This window comes from Leisingera sp. XS_AS12 (assembly GCF_041224635.1).
In the GTDB taxonomy this organism is placed as follows: domain Bacteria; phylum Pseudomonadota; class Alphaproteobacteria; order Rhodobacterales; family Rhodobacteraceae; genus Leisingera.
Genome location: NZ_JBGFGM010000122.1, coordinates 22,496 through 42,191, shown reverse-complemented (window position 1 = coordinate 42,191; position 19,696 = coordinate 22,496). Strand labels below are relative to the sequence as shown.

The window sequence follows — 19,696 nt, the reverse complement described above, 5'->3', positions numbered from 1 at the left end:
AGAGCTATAGCAACCCACTCTTCAGCTGGAGACGAGGCTGGCCTTCTCCGGGTCATAGCGAAACTTGGTAATCGTCCCGTCTTTGATCTTTTGAACAGCCTCGTCGATGACGAAGAGCGGTACCAGGAACCACTCTCGGGGCGTTATCGGACGACCAAACCGATCCGGAATTTCGATGTCGAGCTGTGCGGTCCCGAAAATCCGGTGGATGAGGTTTTCAAGTCGGGTCTGATTGATGTTGTAGAGCTCATAGGTCGCCACGACCTCGACCGGCGCCATCAGGAAGGTCGGTTGAAGATGCGCACCGGCAATCCTCTTCTCGACACCCAAGGTGGTCACGCCGATCTTGTGCACGAGGTCCCGGTTCTCAGACACCATTGGATGATCGGACTTGCTGCGCAGGACATAGATCGTGCCAGTGGTGCTGTCGCCCTCTTCAGGCGCGTCCGCGAACAGCGGCCCCGCGACGGACTCGGTGATCCTTCGGCCGGACTCATCCTTGTTCAAAGCCCGCTGAAGCGAACGCATCAGCATTCTGCTTTCCGTGCCGTTATCGAAAATCACGCGCAGACGGGCATCTGTCCGACCTTGATCGGTAAGAGTCTCCTCGCCCATCTCCGCGACATAGGCCTTTTGCCCCTCAACGATGAAGAAGCGGCCCCTTTGGATCTCAGCCTTCAACTCAAAGGGGCGGGTTTCACGCTGCCCGGACTCCAGTTCACGCTGCACCTTCTCGAACAGCGGTTGGAAGGTCTCGAAATCTTCACACCGCTGACGGTTTGCGATGTCCTCCGCCTCCTTGCGTTCGGCGTTAGAACGGACATGCTTCAGCTCGGTGATAGGGGAGGCTTCGACCTCGACGCCAAGCGCGGCAAGCAACGCATCATCATCCAGATCGTCGGCAACGGGCACCACCTTGGCTCCGGACAGAAGGCCATCCGCGTCCAGATCGGCAAGAAGGTCAGCGGCTTCCGGCAGCTCCCGCAGCCGTTGAAGGCGCACGGCATAAAGCCGTTCGAAAATATCGCCGTCCTCGGAATGCTGCGGCAGGCGTCCATGCTCGGCGACGAATTTCTGGATGTCTTCGAAGCCCGCGATGATCCGTTCCTCGCGGGGCGTCCGCGTGACCTGCTTCTTCTTCTCGACCTCAATCCCCAGTTCGGACAGCAGGGCATCGTCATCATCGGTGAACATGTTAACCATTCATCGCCTCCTGCTTCATTCGCGTGAGGAAGGCCACGCCTTCGGCCATGCGTTTCTCCCAGGCATCTGTGGAGGTCAATGACGGCAGCCGCCCGCGCTCCTGTTTGAACTTAACAGCACGCTTGGCGAGGTCTCGGGCTTCCTCCGGGGACAGCTTGATCTTCTTGGCCTCGATCACCGCGGCCACCTCTTTCAGGCTTTCCTCGCTCATGGTCTTGGCAAGGATCGCATAGGCCTCGCTGAACGGGTTGATCCGGTCGATCAGGTCGATGTCCAGCTCCTTGACGCTCATGGCGAACTGGCGAACGCCATCGACAAAGGCGGTGTTGGACGGCGCCTCGGTGCCATCCCCCAACAGCGTCTTCTTGGCCTGCTGCGTAAAATTCATCGCGGCAATGGCATGTTGACGCACCGCTTCCTGATCGGCCTCGTCCAGCTCGGGATACTTGTCGCGAACGATCTTGCCCATTTTCACCTGGGTCAGCTCTTCCGGCACCATTTCCTCATCGAACAGCCCGCGCTCGATCGCGGTCTTGTCCTGGACGAAGGCTGTAATGACCTCGTTCAGATCGTTCTCGCAGATACGGTTGGCTTCCGGGCTCTTGGGCTGAGTCAGACCCTTGATCTCGATCTGGAACGTGCCCTTCTGCTCGTTGAAGCCCACGTTGCACTTACTGTCGTCATAACCGTTCTCGCCATAGTCGAAGCCGTCCTGCGCCGTGTTGGCCGGGGTCTTCGGTTTGAACTCGAACTTGGGCGTCAGCACCTGCTCCATCAGCAAGCTCGCCGCGATGGCCTTCAGCGTGTCGTTGACGGCTTCGCGCACCGCTTCTTCCGAAGCATCCGGCTCCGCGATCAGGTTGGTGAAACGTGCGTGAGTCTTCCCCTTCGCATCCCGCGTGGCCCGTCCGATGATCTGCACGATCTCCGTCAGGCTCGACCGATAGCCCACGGTTAGGGCGTGCTCGCACCAGATCCAGTCGAAACCTTCCTTCGCCATTCCGAGCGCGATGATGATGTCCACATGATCGCGGTTGTTCTTCTGGCTTGGGTCCTTGAGCGAGGCGGAAACCTTGTCCCGCTTGGCCGGGTCATCATCCACCAGGTCAGCGATCCGCAGCACCTTGCCATCGGAGCACTTCACCAGCTGGAAGCCCGTGGCCGGGTCGGTGCCCTGCCAATCTCCCAAGGCGTCGATGATGTGCTCGACCTCCCGATGCTTGTCCTTCGTGCTTTCGCGCGAATTGACGTTCGGGATGTGCAGGATGGTCTTTTCGGTCGGGTCCAGCACCTTCAGCAGCTCGTCGGCATAGGACCCGCTGTAGAAGAAATACCCGATGTCGAGCGTCTTCAGATAGGTGTAACCACTGAGCTGTTCGTAATAGGTGTAGGTCACGGTTTCGAACCGCGCCTCGTCCTCGGGCGACAGAACGGCCTCGGTGTCCCCCCGGAAATACGATCCGGTCATGGCGACCACATGCGCCTTATCGCGCGCGATCAGGGTGCCCAGATGCGCGCCCAGCTTGTTGTCGGGGTTAGCCGAGACATGGTGGAACTCGTCCACCGCGATCAGCCGGTCATCGAATGCCTCGATCCCGAACTTGTCGACGGCAAAGCGGAAGGTGGCATGGGTGCAGACGAGGATCTGGTCCTCGCCTTCCAGAAACTTGCCGACCGCGCCGACCTTGCCGCTGTCGCCACCCGGAGAGTTGCAGAGGTTCCAGCGCGGCGCGACGGTCCAGTCTGCCCAGAAGCCGAACTTCGACAGCGGCTCATCGGCAAAGCTCGATCCGATCGACTTCTCCGGCACCACGATGATGGCCTGCTTCAGACCCTGATTGTGCAGCTTGTCGAGCGCGATGAACATCAGCGCCCGGCTTTTCCCCGAGGCGGGTGGCGACTTGATCAGCAGGTATTGCTCGCCCCGCTTTTCATAGGCGCGCTCCTGCATGGTGCGCATCCCAAGCTCGTTGGACTTGGTGGAGCTGCCATTGGCCGGATAGGAAACGGAAACAGAAGGAACGGACTTGGTCATACGATCACTTTCTTCAAATTCTGGTCTGGCTCAGGGCCATCAAAGCGGAATGCAGGCTTTCGGTATTCTCCAGCCAGTCGGGAAGGAGGGAGCCCGCCTCGAAAAATGCGACCTCGGTGTCCGGATAGCGCAAGCCGGTCGATCTCTCGTCCAGGCGATGCAGTTCAGAAATCCAGTTGGCCGCCCACTCGGGCAACCCTTGGACCTTGCCTGCAAGCGTGGATAGGTCGTGACCGCTCTTGGAGGAGCCGGTTTGATGTAGAACCGCCGCCTTCAGCGCCAGCTCGACCGAATGCCGGAACAGGTAAATGATCGGATAGCTGGCAACGTAGTCCTCGATCTTGTTGCCCGAAACCATCTCGCAGATCGCCCGAGATGCCTGAAAATACTGGGTGCTGAAACGTCTGAAGTCTTCCGCCTTCGGTGTTCCATCCATAGGCCAACCTATCGAAACCGACTTGGGGAAGGACCATTCGTCATCGCGTTGCCACCGCTCATCAATCTCTTCAAACAGCTTCTGACCAGACAAGACCTCGCTCATGCCGACACCTTCGTCGTCATCTTGGTGTACATGTCGAAGAGCTTTTCTAGGCGTTCGGTGTCGTTCTTGAAACGGCGGCCGATGTAGATGCGTTCCAGGGTCTCGTCGTTGCGGTCATGGGCCGCGCGGAGGTTGGCGGGCATCTTTTCGGGGTCGTAAAGGTCTGCGATGGTGGCCGGGAAATGCGCCTCGCGCGCCAGAAGGATGTCTTCGGCGCAGCGGGTCAGGTCTTCGCGGTTTTTCTCGGTTAGTTTTGGCAACGGGAATGTATTCCAACCTAATGTGTTGGAATACGAGTAGTCGGTCCTCAGCCTCCCACAAATTGTATCAATCCACGACAGATGAAGCTTCGAGCAAATTACGGAAACAGCCCATAAGGGAGCGCCAGGCATATAAAATGCCTTATTGGTGGGGATTACTGTTTCATCCGCGACGCCTGCAGGGAAATACTCGCGATTTTCCGATGAAACAATAGGAATGAATACCTTGAAAGATTCATCACCTTTGCGCTCTCTAAACTGATGCGGTCTCTGCGCCAGCTTATTCACCGCAGCATCCGTGGTCTCCAGCCTATCGGCTTGCACCGCATCTATTCTCTTGGCAACGCTAGCGACGAGTGAGGCTTCGTGTAGCTCTGCGTCGTCGATCCATAGACAATACCGCTCCTTGCCATTTATGAACTCGCTCGACCCCAAGAACCGGCGAACAAATTTTGCATTGAGACCATCATTTAATAACTCATCTTTCTCCTGAGGATCTAGGATGAGACCGGCCGACTTAGAGTAATACACACCGTACTCCATTGGAGTTATGGTGAATTTTGGACGGCGCGATGCTGGCACAACCGATATTTGATGTTCAGTCAGGTAAGGGTTGATGTTGGCTACCTCCCTGGTCACTCCTTGTGTAGTAATAGTGCGAACCCCGCCGACAATATTGTCAACGCCCGTCACAACAACAGTCACGCCCGCCTTATTCGAGGCAAGGTTAGACCAAGTAAAGGAAGTGTGCGCAAATCGAATCTTGAAGCCGCGCTTCTGCAAAATATCCCAAGTGATCGGCACCTGCTGACCTTGGCAGATGCTATTAGTGGAAACGAATGCGAAAGGTGCGGCGCTAGCCTCATTATATAACGCCGCTTTCATCAACCATGCGCCAACATAGTCAACATTCTTCCATTTGCTGGTGACGCTGCCAAAAACTCGTTCCAAATCCTCCTTTTCATATGGCTTTTGCTTTCGCGTCCCCTTGAAAGGGGGGTTCCCACAAATATACGTCTCACCACCCTCATTCTCAAAATCAATCTGGGCTTGATCAAGCGGCGTCTGAAAAAGGTCATCTGCCTTTACCGTCACACCCGTCCCCGTGGGCGGACAGATCGACAACCAGTCCAGCCGCAGCGCGTTGCCGCAGGTGATCCAGTTCTGGCTATCCAGCGGCAGGAACTCGGCCAGTGCCTCCTTCTGGCCGCGATAGGTTACGTCACACTGGTATTCCGCGATGATCAGCGCCAGACGGGCGATCTCGGCCGAGAAATCCCGGATTTCGATGCCGCGGAAGTTGGTCAGGGGGATGTCCGTCTTGCGATCGGCCTCACCCCGGCGGCGGTTGATCTCGGCCTCGATCGCGCGGAGCTGCTTGTAGGCGATGACAAGAAAGTTGCCCGACCCGCAAGCCGGATCAAACACCCGGATCTTGGCGATACGGTTCCGCAGGTTCAGCAGCTTGCGGGCGTTGTCGCCTGCCTCCTCCAGCGCCGCATTCAAGTCGTCGAGGAAGAGCGGGTTCAGCACCTTCAGGATGTTCGGCACCGAGGTGTAGTGCATTCCAAGGTCTGAACGCTCCTCATCGTCCGCAACAGCCTGTATCATCGAGCCGAAGATGTCGGGGTTGATCTTGGTCCAGTCCAGCCCGCCGATATGGCTGAGGTAGCGCTGCGCGATCTTGGAGAAGCGCGGCACCTCGGTCGAGCCGGAGAACAGACCGCCGTTCACATAGGGGAAGGCATCGGCCCAACGAGGAAGGTTGGCGCTGGCGCGGTCCGGCAGCGACACGTTCATCGCGCGGAAAATTTCGCTGATGACCTCATGCGTGTTTGTGCCGTCGCGGTTCGACATACGGTCAATCGTGCCGGTGAACAGGTCTTCGGTGGTGAAAATGTCGGTGTCTTCCGCGAAGAAGCAGAAGATCAGCCGTGCCATGAAGTGGTTCATGTCGTGCCGACGTTCGGCCTTGCCCCAATCGGGGTTGTCCTTCAGCAGCTCGACATAGAGGCGGTTCAGTCGGCCCGTCGCCTTGATGTCAAAAGCGCTTTCCTTGATCTGCTTGACGGTCGAGATGCCCGCGAGGGGAAGGAAGACGCCAAAACTGTCGGGGAAGTCCTTGTAGGCACAGGCCACGGTGTCGCCGCCGACCAGGTCCTCGGCTTCGAAGGTCTGGCCGTCAGTGGCGAGAATGAACTTGGCCTTGTGTTTGGTCGTGGCGGGGCTGTCCTTCAGCGCGGCGAGGGTCTGGGAGACTTCGCCAGGCGCGCAGGTTGCCATGTGGATGTTGTTGCGTTGCAGAACCCCGCCCAGGTCCGACTTGTTGGTGTCGCCCTTGCGCAGCTTCTTGATCTCGGTCGCCTTGCGCCCAAAGGCCTCAAGGAAAGCATAGGGAAATTCCGCCGCATCAAAGGGGGCCTCGGCGAGATCGGAAATGGCCTGCTCGATTTCAACGGGGTTCATGGGGTCTGCCTCGTAAATGGCTGGATTTCGATCTCATGGGCGCGCGCCATGACGGTCTCCAGCTCGTGGTTCATCTGTCGTTCCATCCAGGAGCGGGCGGAGGTGCCGAACGCCTTCTCAAGGCGCAGCGCCATCTCTGGCGAGATGCCAGATCGCCCGTTCAGGAGGTTGCTGAGGGTCTGACGGTTGCATCCGAGCACCTGTGCGGCGTCGGTTACGGACAGGCCGTTGGGATCAAGGCATTCTTGGCGAACAAGGATTCCGGGATGGGTCACTTCAGCTCCTGCAGTTGGCGTGACTGTAGGGTGACAATTGACAGTTATCAATCCAACTTGGATTCATCCGGGAACCTTGGATAACAGCCTGTCTGCGCAATTCACTGCCCGCAACGGTTCAGGGGATCATGATCAGGCTAGCTGATGGCGACGGGGCATCTGTTGCGCTAAAGCGCAAAGACGATCAAGATACGTAGGTCGCACGCCGTGCCGAAACTGCGACACAAGGCGCAGAGGTCTCTAGGCGGGCTGCCAAATTGATGAAATAAGACGCTACTAAATATATACTGGCCAACTCACTAGGACTCCCAATGGAAATCATCCGAGGCACAACACAGAAGCCTGCAACGTCCGAGCTCCTCGCTGCAGTTGCTACCGATGCCTTCGGCTCCGAAGACGGCGTCCTTTACATCGGCTATCCGATTTTATCCTCCGCGGATGGCCGGGAAACGATCGACGCGCTATGGATATCCAAGGATCGAGGCCTGATCGCAATTCAGATGGTAGAAGGTCGTGAGGTAGGAAACTTTGAAGAAAGCCAAGATGAATTGGCCAGTTTGCTTGAGGCAAAATTATTGCCTCATCGCGCCCTGAAGGCTGGTCGCCATCTGAAGTCTCCACCCAAGACAATTACGTTCGCACCTCTCGCTACTGAATTTTATTCGGATGACAATTATATCCTGGCAAACAAAGAAACGATAATTAAGGCGATCAAGGGGATCGAGTGGACGACACCCGAACTCTACGAGCCAAGTCTTTCTATAATTCAATCAATCTCGACAATTCGAAAGACTTTGTCACCACGAAAGATTACGAGGGAGCAATCACATGGGAGCGCACTTAAAGCTCTTGAAGATTCAATCGCAAACCTAGACTCTAGGCAGAGCCAAGCCGTCATTGAAACGGTTGATGGAGTGCAACGTATCCGTGGGCTCGCAGGTTCCGGAAAAACTATTATCCTTGCACTGAAGGCCGCATATCTCCACGCTCAAAATCCTCACTGGAAGATCGCTGTTACTTTCAACACACGATCTCTCAAAAATCACTTCAACCACCTCATTGACACGTTTGTCCGAGACCAAACCGGATCAAGGCCTAACGAGAACCTTCAGGTCATAAACGCATGGGGTGCGCCCGGTGGTGCGACACGAACTGGTATCTATTATCAGTTCTGCGCCGAAAATGGTGCGACCTATTTTGACTTCAGGAGTGCGAAGGCAAAGTATGGTTTCGATGGAGCTTTTCGAGGTGTGGTGGAGGCCGCACTCAACGAAGTCCCGCATCCGCGCAAGCTCTTTGACGCGATATTGGTCGATGAGGCGCAAGACTTTGATCCCGCCTTTTTGAGAATGTGTTACGCTTCTCTAGATGAAAAGCGACGTCTCGTTTTTGCCTACGATGAGCTTCAATCACTTACAGAGAGCAGTCTTCCTCCTGTAGAGGAAATCTTTGGCCTTCGGGAAGATGGAACAGCTGAAGTTGCATTGCCGTTCAATGCAGATGGCTCCTCGAGCCATGATATTATTCTAGAAAAATGCTACCGCAACTCACGTCCCATTTTGACCACCGCCCACGCGCTAGGGTTTGGCATTTACCGCGATGTTGATCCGAAATTGGGAACTGGCCTTGTTCAAATGTTTGATCGGCCTGAACTTTGGGAGGAGGTTGGGTATGAGGTCGAGGCAGGAGCACTGCGTGATAATAATCAAGTGACGCTCGTTCGCCCCACTCGTTCCAGTCCCGAATTCTTGGAGGCGCCAGGTCAAGTTGAACCCCTATTGCAGAAAATACAATTTCCATCTGAGCTTGATCAGGCTCAGTGGGTAGCATCCCAGATAGAAAAAAATCTGCGTGAAGATGATCTTCGGCCAGAGGACATCATTGTAATCAACCCGAACCCACTGACTACGAACAAGCAAGTCGGCCCGATCCGAAAAATTCTCTTTGAAAGAGGAATCCAAAGCCACGTTGCCGGTGTCGATACGGACTCAGATATTTTCTTCAAGCCAGAAGAGGGTTCCGTCGCCTTCACTGGAATTTTTCGAGCTAAAGGTAATGAGGCGGGTATGGTTTATATCGTGAACGCCCAAGATTGCTTTGAATCGTTTAGCGGTGTGGGGCGCGTGAGGAACCAGCTTTTCACGGCCATCACGCGAAGTAAGGCATGGGTTAAGATACTCGGACATGGGCCAAACATGGCTAAGCTTACAGAAGAAATTGAAAAAATTGAGGCGAACGACTTTAAGTTGAAATTCAAGTATCCGGATGCTCCACTTCGGAAAAAATTGCGGGTTGTAAATAGAGATCGCAGCGCAGATGAGCAACGTGCTCTCAGGAGGAGTAAAAGCTCCTTGTCTGATATGGCGGCCGACCTGGCCGCGGGTAGACTGCAGCCGGAAGACTTCTCGAAGGAAGATATCGACCTGCTCAAGAAACTTCTTGGCCCGCAATGAATTATGCGAAGGCTGTGGAGGCCGAAATCTCACACATTACGTCTAAACTTGTAGAAGTGGGACTTTGCGCAGATCAGAACTGGCCGAGCGTGCGTACTGCGAACCACGAGGACGGTCAGATTTCTATTGTCGGAATTGATGAAGTCGACAGCCTCTCTTTCGCTTTGAAGAATGTCGAGTATCAGGAGACTTACGAAGAACTCAAGCGGCGTCGATGCTACAACTTCTCAATGGTCGACGGCGGCCTCGTGCAGCTCATGTATCGTTTCCAGAAAAATGCATTGATCTCTCACACTGTGGGTTTCTGGCCGTCGCCTGACTTATTAGACTTTCAAAATAATGCCGAAGTCTATCAGGAAGATGTTTTGTATTCTGAAGTTATTGAGAGGAACATAGTCGTAGCGCCGCTGCGCATCGACTTTGATCCACAAAACTTTAGGGAATACCATCACCCACGCACTCACCTAACAATAGGGCAGTTTAAGAACTGCAGAATTCCAGTCTCTGCTCCATTCACTCCTTATCAATTCATGAACCTTGTTCTACGAGCATTTTACAATACGGCATTCAATTCATACTGCGCCACCTTGACGCCGAAAGCTCCCCATTTTGAAGAGTGCATAACTGCTTTCGAGCAGTCCTTTCCACACCTCCGTTCTTGCGTTTGACCCAGAAGGCATCCACTTGACCGCGGCATGCGTTGGGGAAGTCGGTTTTGCGAAATGCTGCCGTTCATGCTCTCCGCCCTTCCGTCAAGACCTCTCGCAATCGGGCTATGGGTCGATCCGTTTCAGCTATAGTCTACCTACTGATACCTCAACGCTCGACGTCCGTTGCAGGACGCGATAGACAGTTGGCCGCGAAACGTCGAACAGTTCTGCCAAATCGCTGATTGAGTAGTCGCCGGTGTCATACATGCGCCGTAGCTCTGTCTGACGGCGATCCGACAGCTTTGGCTTCTTTCCCTTCAGTTTTCCTTTCGCGCGGGCAACCGCCATGCCCTCTTTGGTACGCATGCGTATCAGGTCAGCCTCGAACTCGGCGAAGGTGGCGAGGATGTTGAAGAACATTTTTCCCATTGGATCGATTGGATCATAGACCGACGACCCTACGGCAAGCTTAACCCCGCGCTTTGCCAGCTCGTCAGCGATGGCACGAGCGTCCGGAACCGATCTCGCCAGACGGTCGAGTTTTGGCACCACCAGTGTGTCGCCGGCTCTTACGGCGGCCAAGGCCTGCGCTAGCCCTGGCCGCTCTCGGTTTGTCCCGGTCAAGCCATGGTCGGTGTACATGCGATCCTCAACCACACCGAGATTGAGAAGGGCGACCTTCTGTGCAGCGAGGTCCTGTTTGTCGGTCGAGCACCGGGCATAGCCTATGCGGGTATCAGACATGGTGCATCCTTCGTGCGAAGTAGGATTTGAGCCGCGCCAATTTGTAACGCAAAAGGTCCGTTCAATGATAATATCATCGTACCAGGTAAATGAGAATAATTTTTACCCTCTAACACAGTGCGTGACTTGGAGGCTGTGCAATGTCCGTTAAACGATCCCCTTTCGGACAAGTCAGCCAGGCAAATCCACGTGTCGCCTTGCCTGCCGTCACGGCGTACTCGGGCGGTAATCCAAGTACAGCTCACCAGTGTCTTTCATCTCGACACTTGGAGGCGAAAATCCATCAGCTTCCTGATCGGCCCGGCCAGGTTCCGTCGTTTCCAACACATGTTGGTAGTCATAGGCAGCGGCGCGCGCGTCATCCCTGATCCGACCTGACGTTTCGTTCAGGCAATTCAGATAGTCCTCGACCTCGTTGAAATAGCGTCGAAACTCCGTCCGGACCTCGCCTCCGGAAAATCCAGCATCGAGAAGGTGAGCAGCCTCTGGCCTGATGGGCTCGATACAAAGCTCTTGGGCGGCCGCAGGCACGGCAAAGCCCCCCACGATGGCAGCGGCTAAGATAAGTGGCTTCACTGGCGCCTCCTGCTCCGCTCGTTCAGGCCGATCAGGCTTCCCATGATGTTCAGAGAGCCAGTCCGCTGCGCCCGCACCATCCCGCGCAGATAGGCTCCCGCGGAAAGGATGGTGACCTCTGGATCGGCAACTTTCGCATCGGTGATCAGCACGCAAAGCATCGCGGCATCCTCATCCAGAAGGTCTACGGCTTCCTCCCAAGCAGATGGGTGGATGCCCAGTTCAGGCAAACGTTTCTGCGCGGCGATCACGAAGGAATGGAAATCCAGCCTGCCCCGCTTCTGGCGCTCGATGTCGAGCCACATCTTCATCTCTTCGGAACAGAGGCCATATAGACGATCACTGCCTAGGTTCTGAATGAATTTGGACTTGTGCGCCTCGCTGGCCGCCCCATTCTGGCTTTCTAAGCAATGGACGCGGCCGTCAGGCTGCGGCCTTTTGTTAATCGAGTGCGTGGGCTTGCCCACGCTCCGCATATCGACAGGGTCGTTACAGATTACTTCGTTAGAATCTTGAGTTGTATCTTGTATATGAGAGCGCTCGTTTTCGAGCGGTCGATCATGCGTTTGATAGAGCAAAGCAGACGCCGAAATCGTCAGTGCTTCGGCTTCAGCCTCATGGCTCTGAAGCTCTTCGAGGGACATCCGATGAAGCGCCTGGCCTGACGGCCACTCCGCAAACATCTGATGGATGCGCTCGACCTCTGCTGTCAGGCCCTGGCGCTCGATCAGCTCGCACAGGATGCCTTTCAGATGTCGCTTGTGCGAACTGCGCTGCCCACGCAGACGGGCATGAGCCCTGCGATCTGCCTCGATCTCGTCACGCAGGGACAAAAACTCGTCGACGCGCGCGATCGCCACGCCGAAGAAGACGCCACAACCGGAAAATCCGGACCGCGCACCATTCGCCATCGTCCGCTTTTCGATGAGCCCTGCGCGGACAAGAGCCGCCTCATGCTCTCGGATGCGGCAAGCCGTGACACCACGCTTATGCGCAATCTCGTTCTGGCTGAGATAGCAGCACGGTTCGTCCGGGCCGCGCTTGAACGCGCTCGGCCTGGTCGACGCGATCATGGTCCGAAAGGTCATCATCGCCGCAGCACCAATGCCAAGGCTGGAAGCAACCGCATCGACAAGCGCGACAAAGCCGTCGCGCTCCATGCCGCGTGGAAGCGTTGGTTTGACGGCCTCACACCGTCGGGCAGGCAAAGCCTGGGATACATGCATCTGTTCGATCCTCGTTCGTGTGAAGCGAGGCGGCGGCAGGCAAACTTCTACTGGTCGCACAAATGCGTTTTTGACTTGCCTGCAATGTGGGGAAGCTGGTAGAACCAATCTTGACTAGAGACGTTTTCGGGCTTGCCGGCCCTAGGTCCTACAGCCCCCCGTGGAAGGTTGCCGCCTTCGCGGGGGCTTTAATTTTTGGGGTTCCTTACTGCTCCTTTCCTCGTCACGACTCTCTCGGTCGCATTATTGTGTCATTAGGCATACAGGGTTTCGTTTGAGGCCGCAATTCTGGTAGTCCACCGCCAGCGCCGCCACTACGATTAGTAATCCACCTGCTCATAGCCATATTTTCCTTGGTAGTCGGTCCAGTCGATGAAGACGGACCGCTGATAGAGGCTCGGGCAGCTCTCCCCCCAACCGGCAAGACCTTCGAAAGCATCCGGCAATGATGCGACCGAACTGCCGGACCAGCGGAAGTCTCCCTGCACGCCATAGGTGCCGACGCGGACCTTCTCGCTCCGGCGGCAGTCACCATTGTCACCACCGCTTTCACGCTGACGGGCATACTCGACGTTGTAGACGCGGATGGAGCGGACGAAGTCATACTCTGACCCGCTGATGTCGATGTCAGCCACGCCGTTGTCGTCGGCATAGTCCGCGATCAGGGCCAGCATCTCATCCTTCTCGGTCATCGGCAGAGGCAACCCCTCCAAGACGGCCGAGAATGGTTGCGGAGTCAAAGGCACCGGCGTGCTCGAAGCTTCACGCAAAAGCGGCAGAGGGCTCTGGCCCTGAGGCGGGCGGTAGGACACGCCCAAGGGACAGTTCCAGATCTGCAAGGGAGGCTCCACCGGCCAAGGCGTGATCCTGCTGATGAAGACGGATCGCGCTTCGTTGCATTCGGTGCTGCCGGGCCAGCCTCCCGCCAGACAGATCAGGATCGCACAGTCGACCTGATAGGCTTGTGCAGCCGGAGGAGCCGCCAAGGAGAAACCCGCACAGGTCAAGGCAGTCGCGGCGGCGCGCCGCATCGCATGTCCATCCAGGATCAAGGCCTCTGCCTCCTTCGCATCTTCGATCGGCATGTCCCCGCCGGTGTCCCGCTCGCGCGATGGTCACAGCGGGGTGATCATCCTATAGCGGAGCACGTCAGGAATAGCGCCAAAGCACCAAATTTGACGCCAAACTTCCAGAACAAGCGCCTATTGTCAAATCCGCTAAGTGCACGTTTGGCGCTTTTTTTTAACTATAGGCGATTTTTAGTCCTTTGGCGCTTTTTTTAAAAAAAGGCTTTAAAGTTGAAAAAAGTCGTGATTCAAGGATACGCAGCACCTGTCCAGAAATTCCCAACGACAGGTGTCAGCCAATGTGGAACCCACGCGTGATTACGACTGATGCAGTGCAAAACTTCCTTGAGAAGGGTGGCAAGCTCGACTACCGCCCGATTCACACCCCAAAAGGATGGAACTGGGAGCTCTGGGCTGTTCAGTCGAACGGCGCGGCCAGCCCGGTCATTTCCTCGAAGACTGGCGAAGCCCGCGTCTTCAAGTCTTCCGATGCGCTGGTCAGCTTCCACATGCGCATCTTCCCTGACGCCGAAGGCGTTTGGGTGCCTGCCCCGAAATCTGGACAAGACGAAGACACCGAGTGATCGCCTCGGCGCTCTGCGCTGGCTGATCCTCCGACCGCTCTGCGGCCCTCTCCTCTCCCTCTCGATCCTTTCCGCATTCACCGTCGGCTCACCGCGCCTCGCGCAGGCTGAGCCCATGAATGCCACCGCGTTCCGGGCCGTCGCCGAAAACTGCGCGCCCGGTGTCGCCCCCTCCATCATGGAAAAGCTCGTCGCCGCCGAGAGTGGCTTCAACCCGTTCGCCATCGGCGTGAACGGCCCGGATCGCGCGTCCTATGCGCCGCGCTCCGCCAATGAGGCAACGCAAATCGCTGCCCGCCTGATCGCAGAAGGCAAGTCCATTGACATGGGCCTCGGACAGATCAACAGCGCCAACCTATCCTGGCTCGGGCTGACGCCCGCCACCGTGTTCGATGCCTGCCGCAACCTGACGGCGGCGGAAACCGTGCTGCGCGATGGCTATGAACGGGCACGCGCTGCCGGAGCGGACCAGACACAGGCCCTGCATCAGGCGCTTTCTTCCTACAACACCGGCTCTTTCACGCGAGGTTTCCACAACGGCTATGTGGCCCGCGTGCTGGGAGAGGGGTCCGTGACCGCCCCCTCGATAGAAAAGCGGTCGCCCTCCCTGAGTGACGACAAGGACAGCGCGAAACGATGGGACGTGTTCGGCGCGGCCACCGGATCGAACGCCTTGGTTTTCCAATAGAAGGACGCAACCATGAAGACCTTTCTGACCCGCCACCGGAGCATCGGTGCCCCGTTGTTTCTGGCTGCGGTCCTGACCGCAGCGGCACAGCCCGCCGCCGCCGCAGGCTTCACCGACTTCCTGAATAACATCCTCGACGAGTTCGAAAGCGCCAAACAGCCCATTGCCCTGATCGCCCTCATGTTCATCGGCGCGGGCTGGCTTTTCAACTTCGTCGATCTGCGCCGTGCCGCCTGGGCCGTTGGCGGCGTCGTCCTGATCTACGCCTCCTCCGAGGTGCTGAGCATGATCACCGGCTGACCGGCAGGGAGGGCACCTAATGGAAAAGGTGAAGATGAACGAGGACGTGCTGTTCCTCGCCCTCACGCGCCCGGCGATGATCTTCGGCATCCCTGTCGAAGCCTTTGCCATGTGCTGCGGAATCGGGGGGCTGGCGATGATCGCCGCGGACTCGATCTTCTACCTGCCCATTGCGATCCCCCTTCTCGGCGTCTCCCGCCTGATCGTCGAGCGCGATCAGAACGCTTTCCAAATCCTGTTTCGCTGGCTGGACACAAATGCCCGGTGCCGGAACCGGAGCCTCTGGGGGGGATCATCGACATCCCCCCTGCGTCTCCGCCGCCTCTACAAGATCGAGGAGATCGACTGATGGGCCTGCTGGACAAGATCAAGACGGAGAACACGGCAGACCGCTACCTTCCCTTCATCCGCCATTCGGACGCGCACACGATCATCACGCGCAACCGGGGTGCCTTCCAGATACTGAAGCTGGAGGGCGTCTCTTTCCGCACGGCGGATACCCAGCTGATCAACACGCTGCACAACCAGCTGAGCCACGCGCTGCGCAACATCGCCGACGACACCGTCATGGCCTATGTCCATGTGGTCAGGGCCACCGATGACGACTATCCGTCCGGCACCTTTGTCACAGACCTCGCCCGCTGGATCGACGAAAGCTACCGCAGCCGCATCGAGGCCAAACGCCTCTTCCGCAACGATCTGTATCTGACCGTCTACATGCAGCCCCGCAGCCTGCCCGGTGGTCGGCTGGCAAAGGGCGTCCGTCGCGCCCGAACCAGCCAGATCGAGGTGGACCAGGATCTTCTGGACGATCTCGACGACAAGACCACGCAGCTGACCCGCAGCCTCAGCCGCTTCCGGCCCCGGAAGCTCTCGATCATCCGGGACCACCGCGACCTGCTGATCTCCGAGCCTGCCAGTGTCCTGAAGCAATTGATCTCTGGCCGGTATGAGCCGGTCCCGTTGGTTCACGGGACCATCGGCAATGCGATCTACACCGACCGGGTGATCTTCGGGCGGGAGGCGCTGGAAATCCGCCATGCCGCCGCCAGCACCTATGGCGCGATGTTCGGCATCAAGGAATATCACGCCCGCACGCGCCCGAACATGTTCGACAACCTGCTGACGGCCCCCTTCCGTTTCGTCCTGACCCAGTCCTTCCGCTGCACCGCGAAGAACGAGGCCATGCGCCAGATGACCCTCAAGGAAGGACGGCTGCGCAACGCGAATGACCCCGCCGTGTCCCAGGCGGACGGGTTGCGCGACGCCCGCGACGACCTGATGTCGGGCGAGTTCGTGATGGGCGAGCATAACCTGTCCCTGACGGTCCTGACCGAGGACGCCAAGGAGCTGAAAGCCCGCGCTGCCGATGCGCATAACTTGCTGTCGGAATCCGGGGCTGTCGTTGCCCGCGAGGACATGGCGCTTGAGCCGCAATTCTGGGCGCAGCTTCCCGGCAACCATGCGCATCGAGCGCGGGTCGCGATGGTGACCAGCCGCAACTACACGGCCATGTCGCCGCTGCACAATTACCCGACCGGCCACCGGCACGGTAACGAATGGGGCGATGCGGTCAGCAAGCTCCAGACCAGCGCCGGAAGCCCGTTCTACTTCAACTTCCATGTCGGCGATCTCGGCCACACCTTCATCTGCGGCCCCTCCGGCTCTGGTAAGACGGTGGTGCAAACCTTCCTGCTGTCGCAGCTGGAAAAATTCGGAACCAAGCGCGTCCTATTCGACAAGGATTACGGGGCCGAGATCTTCGTCCGCGCCTCCGGCGGCTCCTATCTCGATTTCCAGTCCGGTCGCCCGACCGGCTGCGCGCCGTTCATGGCAATCAACCTCGATGCCGACGGTCAGGCCTTCATGGTCGAGCTGGTCAAATCCATGCTGGGCGGCGAGCGCACCACCTTCTCAGCCGAAGACATCCGGCGGATCGAGATGGCCGTCGCGGGCCTGTCCAACCTGCCGCGCACTGGCCGCACCGTCTCTGCCCTACGAGAATTGCTGGGGTTTGGCGGCGGCGCGGAAGACATCGGCAACCGGCTGGATCGCTGGCTGAGCAACGAACGGCTCGGTTGGGTCTTTGACAATCCCGAAGACACCATCGCCTTCGATGCAGATCTCGTGGGCTTCGACATCACGGCCTTCCTCGACGATCCGGAAATCCGCAACCCGATCATGATGTATCTCATGCGCCGGGTCGAAAACCTGATCACCGGCCAGCGCATCGCGATCTTCATCGACGAGTTCTGGAAGGCCCTGTCCGACCCCTATTTCTCGGACTTCGTGAAGAACAAGCTGAAGGTCATCCGCAAGCAGAACGGCATCATCGTGGCCGGGACGCAATCGGCCTCCGACGTGGTGAACAGCCCCATTGCCCGCACGATCATCGAGCAATGCGCCAGCCAGGTCTTCTTCGGCTCCGACCGCGCCAGCCGCAAGGACCTGGTCGACGAGTTCGGCCTGTCCGAGCGGGAGTTCCAGATCGTGCGCGACGAGCTGCCCCTCGGCCATTTCCTGATCAAGCAGGCGCAGAACTCGGTGGTCTGCGACCTCGACCTGTCGGGCCTCGATGACGTGCTGACCGTCCTGTCGGGCCGCACCGCCACCAACGCCATCATGCACGCGCTGATGCAGGACCACCCTGCCCCGAAAGACTGGCTCCCCCGCCTGTTCCAGAAAAGGAAGGATCTCCGATGACAAGGCTTCTCATGTCCGCCGCTGCGCTGGCGCTGTCCCTCTCGGCCACGGCTCATGCCCAAGGCGTTCCCGTGGTCGACACGGCGGCCATCGCCAACGCCAAGGCCGAGTTCGTCAAGGAAATCGCCCAGATGGTCGAAGAGCTGGAACAGGCCAAGGCGCTCTATGCCTCGATCAACGGCCTGACCGACATGGATTCCATCGTCAGCGCCCTGAACTCGCCCGATGTCCGCGAACTGCTCGGGCCGGATGCCATGCAGATTGCCAGCGACTTCGACATTGACCTCGATGACCTCGGCGATCTGGCAGGCAAGGCGCAGGATGCGGCCGACTTCTCCGCGCTGGATGGGGCCGACATCGACGCCGACGATTTCTACCAGAGCGAGCTGGACCGCATCCGCAACCAGTCGGCCCGCGACACCGCTGTCGGGGATCGGATCGTGTCGCTGTCCGATGACCGGCTGGCGGGGCTTGAACAACTGCGCAGCAAGATCGGCTCTGTCTCCACCCAGAAGGAGGTGGACGCCCTGAACGCCCGGATCGCGGTGGAACAGGCCATGCTCCAGAACGACACCAACCGCATTCAGGGTCTCGCCATGCTCCAGCAGGCCCAGGCAAAGGTCGAAGAGCAGCGCCAGACCGAAGTCGCCGCACAGCGCCGCGCCAAGGAAAGCGCGGCCTTCACCAGCATCTACGGCGACGACAGCTTCTGAGGAGACACCATGCACCTGCCCCTTCCCCTGATCATCACCCTTGCGGCTTCCGCGTTTCTCGCGGGCTGCAAGGAAGAGGCCGAGAACCACACGGTCGACTACTTCACCGACAATCCCGCCGAACGGGCCGCGATGCTCGAAACCTGCGAGCTGTCCGACCGCGCGATGGACGACGCCAACTGCGTGAACGCCCGCAAGGCTGCCCAGAAAACCCAGACGCAGAAGGACCGTGAAGGTTCGGACCGCCTCTTCGGAGACCCGTCCTTCAACTGATCATCGCCGCCTCCCGGAAAGGGCCGTCCCATGCTGCAAGCGCTCTACGACAATTTTGCTGACAGTCTCACCGACAAGATGAACGACATCAGCAGCACCATCTCTTCCGAGCTGACTGCACCGCTGACGGCGGCCCTGACGATCTACCTGTTTCTTTATGGCTGGGCGATCATCCGTGGCTCCATCCACGAACCGCTGATGGATTTCACCCTGCGCGGCGTGAAGCTGGCGATCATCTGGACCCTCGTGTCCAGCGCCGGCGATTACTCGTCCTGGGTCGGGGACACGATCCTCAACGGCATCCCTGATTTCGTGGAAACGCTGACCGGCGGCTCGACCGACCTGCCCTCTGATCCCGTGATGGCGATGGCGGGCCGGATCAGCGCCGAGGTGCAGGACCAGTACGGCTCGGGCATCGCGGGCTCGATCTATGGCTATGTCCTGTCGATCGTCGTGATCATCGCCGCCGTGCCCTTTGCCGCGATTGCCTTCGTGATCAGCCTTCTCGTCCATTTCGGGCTGGCGCTCATGGCGGCGATCGGCCCGCTCTTCGTCGCCTTCGCCCTCTTCGATGTCACGCGCGGCTGGTTCTTCGCCTGGCTGGGTCAGGCACTGAACTTCGCCCTGCTGAAGCTTCTGGTCATCGTCCTCATGCTGGTCGTGACCTCCTTCATCGGCGACGTCTATTCGAGCTTCAGCATCGAGGATGGCGCGGCGGCAGTCTCTGCATTCCTCGTCGCAATGGCCTGCGGCACGATCTTCTTCTTCCTGCTTCCCTCCATCGCGGCGGCGCTGAGCGCCGGGGCCGGTGCCTCGACCGGTGCCGCGCAGCGCTTCGTGGAGCGGAAGCTTCTGGGAAATGCGGCACCCCGGCAGGGAGGCAGCACGCCCCCTTCCGGCGGCTCCGCGACACGACAGAGCTGAGGCGGACAAATCCAC

At 58.2% G+C, this 19,696-nt stretch carries 19 protein-coding genes; 10 read left to right on the top strand and 9 right to left on the bottom strand.

Annotated elements, in window-relative coordinates; all coding sequences use genetic code 11:
• Nucleotides 1-21: 21 nt before the first annotated feature.
• Genes AB9K35_RS20280 through AB9K35_RS20260 form a run of 5 tightly spaced genes read right to left on the bottom strand, consistent with a single transcriptional unit; the run spans nt 22 to nt 6,780 of the window.
• Complete coding sequence (locus AB9K35_RS20280) at nt 22-1,203, bottom strand: GIY-YIG nuclease family protein (protein ID WP_369928949.1); 1,182 nt, start codon at nt 1,201-1,203, stop codon at nt 22-24.
• Nucleotides 1,196-3,238, bottom strand: coding sequence for a DEAD/DEAH box helicase (locus tag AB9K35_RS20275; protein ID WP_369928947.1), 2,043 nt, complete (start codon nt 3,236-3,238; stop codon nt 1,196-1,198). Before AB9K35_RS20275 ends, AB9K35_RS20280 begins: the two co-directional genes overlap by 8 nt.
• Nucleotides 3,239-3,251: 13 nt before the next feature.
• Nucleotides 3,252-3,779 (bottom strand): HEPN domain-containing protein, encoded by a 528-nt coding sequence (locus AB9K35_RS20270; protein ID WP_369928945.1) that lies wholly within the window; start codon nt 3,777-3,779, stop codon nt 3,252-3,254.
• Complete coding sequence (locus AB9K35_RS20265; protein WP_369928943.1) at nt 3,776-6,505, bottom strand: class I SAM-dependent DNA methyltransferase; 2,730 nt, start codon at nt 6,503-6,505, stop codon at nt 3,776-3,778. Before AB9K35_RS20265 ends, AB9K35_RS20270 begins: the two co-directional genes overlap by 4 nt.
• On the bottom strand, nt 6,502-6,780 hold the full coding sequence (locus AB9K35_RS20260) for a HigA family addiction module antitoxin (RefSeq protein ID WP_369928941.1): 279 nt from the start codon (nt 6,778-6,780) through the stop codon (nt 6,502-6,504). The genes AB9K35_RS20265 and AB9K35_RS20260 overlap by 4 nt, the downstream gene beginning before the upstream one ends.
• Nucleotides 6,781-7,091: 311 nt before the next feature.
• On the opposite strand from AB9K35_RS20260, the gene AB9K35_RS20255 reads away from it, so the two are divergent.
• Both AB9K35_RS20255 and AB9K35_RS20250 read left to right on the top strand, forming a co-directional pair.
• Nucleotides 7,092-9,233: a DEAD/DEAH box helicase gene (locus AB9K35_RS20255; protein WP_369928939.1), complete on the top strand. Its 2,142-nt coding sequence runs from the start codon at nt 7,092-7,094 to the stop codon at nt 9,231-9,233.
• Nucleotides 9,230-9,901: a DUF2290 domain-containing protein gene (locus tag AB9K35_RS20250; RefSeq protein WP_369928937.1), complete on the top strand. Its 672-nt coding sequence runs from the start codon at nt 9,230-9,232 to the stop codon at nt 9,899-9,901. The genes AB9K35_RS20255 and AB9K35_RS20250 overlap by 4 nt, the downstream gene beginning before the upstream one ends.
• A gap of 126 nt (nt 9,902-10,027) precedes the next feature.
• Here the strand turns inward: AB9K35_RS20250 and AB9K35_RS20245 are convergent, their stop codons facing one another.
• From AB9K35_RS20245 to AB9K35_RS20230, 4 genes are all read right to left on the bottom strand, one after another.
• Nucleotides 10,028-10,627 (bottom strand): recombinase family protein, encoded by a 600-nt coding sequence (locus AB9K35_RS20245; RefSeq protein WP_369928935.1) that lies wholly within the window; start codon nt 10,625-10,627, stop codon nt 10,028-10,030.
• A gap of 207 nt (nt 10,628-10,834) precedes the next feature.
• Nucleotides 10,835-11,203, bottom strand: a complete 369-nt coding sequence (locus AB9K35_RS20240) for a hypothetical protein (protein WP_369928933.1) — start codon at nt 11,201-11,203, stop codon at nt 10,835-10,837.
• Nucleotides 11,200-12,429 (bottom strand): replication initiation protein RepC, encoded by a 1,230-nt coding sequence (repC, locus tag AB9K35_RS20235; protein ID WP_369928931.1) that lies wholly within the window; start codon nt 12,427-12,429, stop codon nt 11,200-11,202. The genes AB9K35_RS20240 and repC overlap by 4 nt, the downstream gene beginning before the upstream one ends.
• Before the next feature lie 320 nt (nt 12,430-12,749).
• A complete protein-coding gene (locus AB9K35_RS20230) occupies nt 12,750-13,514 on the bottom strand; it encodes a hypothetical protein (protein WP_369928929.1) in 765 nt (254 codons plus the stop codon).
• Nucleotides 13,515-13,810: 296 nt separating this feature from the next.
• Here AB9K35_RS20230 and AB9K35_RS20225 point away from each other — a divergent pair, with 296 nt between their 5' ends.
• The 8 genes from AB9K35_RS20225 (at nt 13,811) to AB9K35_RS20190 (ending at nt 19,681) form a co-directional block, all read left to right on the top strand.
• Nucleotides 13,811-14,080, top strand: coding sequence for a hypothetical protein (locus AB9K35_RS20225; protein WP_211785601.1), 270 nt, complete (start codon nt 13,811-13,813; stop codon nt 14,078-14,080).
• 115 nt (nt 14,081-14,195) lie between these two features.
• Complete coding sequence (locus AB9K35_RS20220) at nt 14,196-14,768, top strand: lytic transglycosylase domain-containing protein (RefSeq protein ID WP_369928927.1); 573 nt, start codon at nt 14,196-14,198, stop codon at nt 14,766-14,768.
• A 12-nt stretch (nt 14,769-14,780) separates the two neighbouring features.
• The gene (locus AB9K35_RS20215; protein WP_369928925.1) at nt 14,781-15,068 is read left to right on the top strand and encodes a TrbC/VirB2 family protein; all 288 of its coding nucleotides are present in this window, start codon (nt 14,781-14,783) and stop codon (nt 15,066-15,068) included.
• A gap of 19 nt (nt 15,069-15,087) precedes the next feature.
• Nucleotides 15,088-15,417 (top strand): type IV secretion system protein VirB3, encoded by a 330-nt coding sequence (locus AB9K35_RS20210; protein WP_066013902.1) that lies wholly within the window; start codon nt 15,088-15,090, stop codon nt 15,415-15,417.
• Nucleotides 15,417-17,771, top strand: a complete 2,355-nt coding sequence (locus AB9K35_RS20205) for a VirB4 family type IV secretion/conjugal transfer ATPase (protein ID WP_369928922.1) — start codon at nt 15,417-15,419, stop codon at nt 17,769-17,771. Before AB9K35_RS20210 ends, AB9K35_RS20205 begins: the two co-directional genes overlap by 1 nt.
• The gene (locus AB9K35_RS20200) at nt 17,768-18,484 is read left to right on the top strand and encodes a type IV secretion system protein (protein ID WP_369928920.1); all 717 of its coding nucleotides are present in this window, start codon (nt 17,768-17,770) and stop codon (nt 18,482-18,484) included. The genes AB9K35_RS20205 and AB9K35_RS20200 overlap by 4 nt, the downstream gene beginning before the upstream one ends.
• A gap of 9 nt (nt 18,485-18,493) precedes the next feature.
• On the top strand, nt 18,494-18,757 hold the full coding sequence (locus tag AB9K35_RS20195; RefSeq protein WP_369928918.1) for an EexN family lipoprotein: 264 nt from the start codon (nt 18,494-18,496) through the stop codon (nt 18,755-18,757).
• Between the two features lie 30 nt (nt 18,758-18,787).
• Nucleotides 18,788-19,681 carry a type IV secretion system protein gene (locus AB9K35_RS20190; protein ID WP_107978587.1) on the top strand — a complete coding sequence of 298 codons (894 nt, stop codon included), beginning with the start codon at nt 18,788-18,790 and terminating at the stop codon, nt 19,679-19,681.
• The last annotated feature ends 15 nt before the right edge of the window (nt 19,682-19,696 follow it).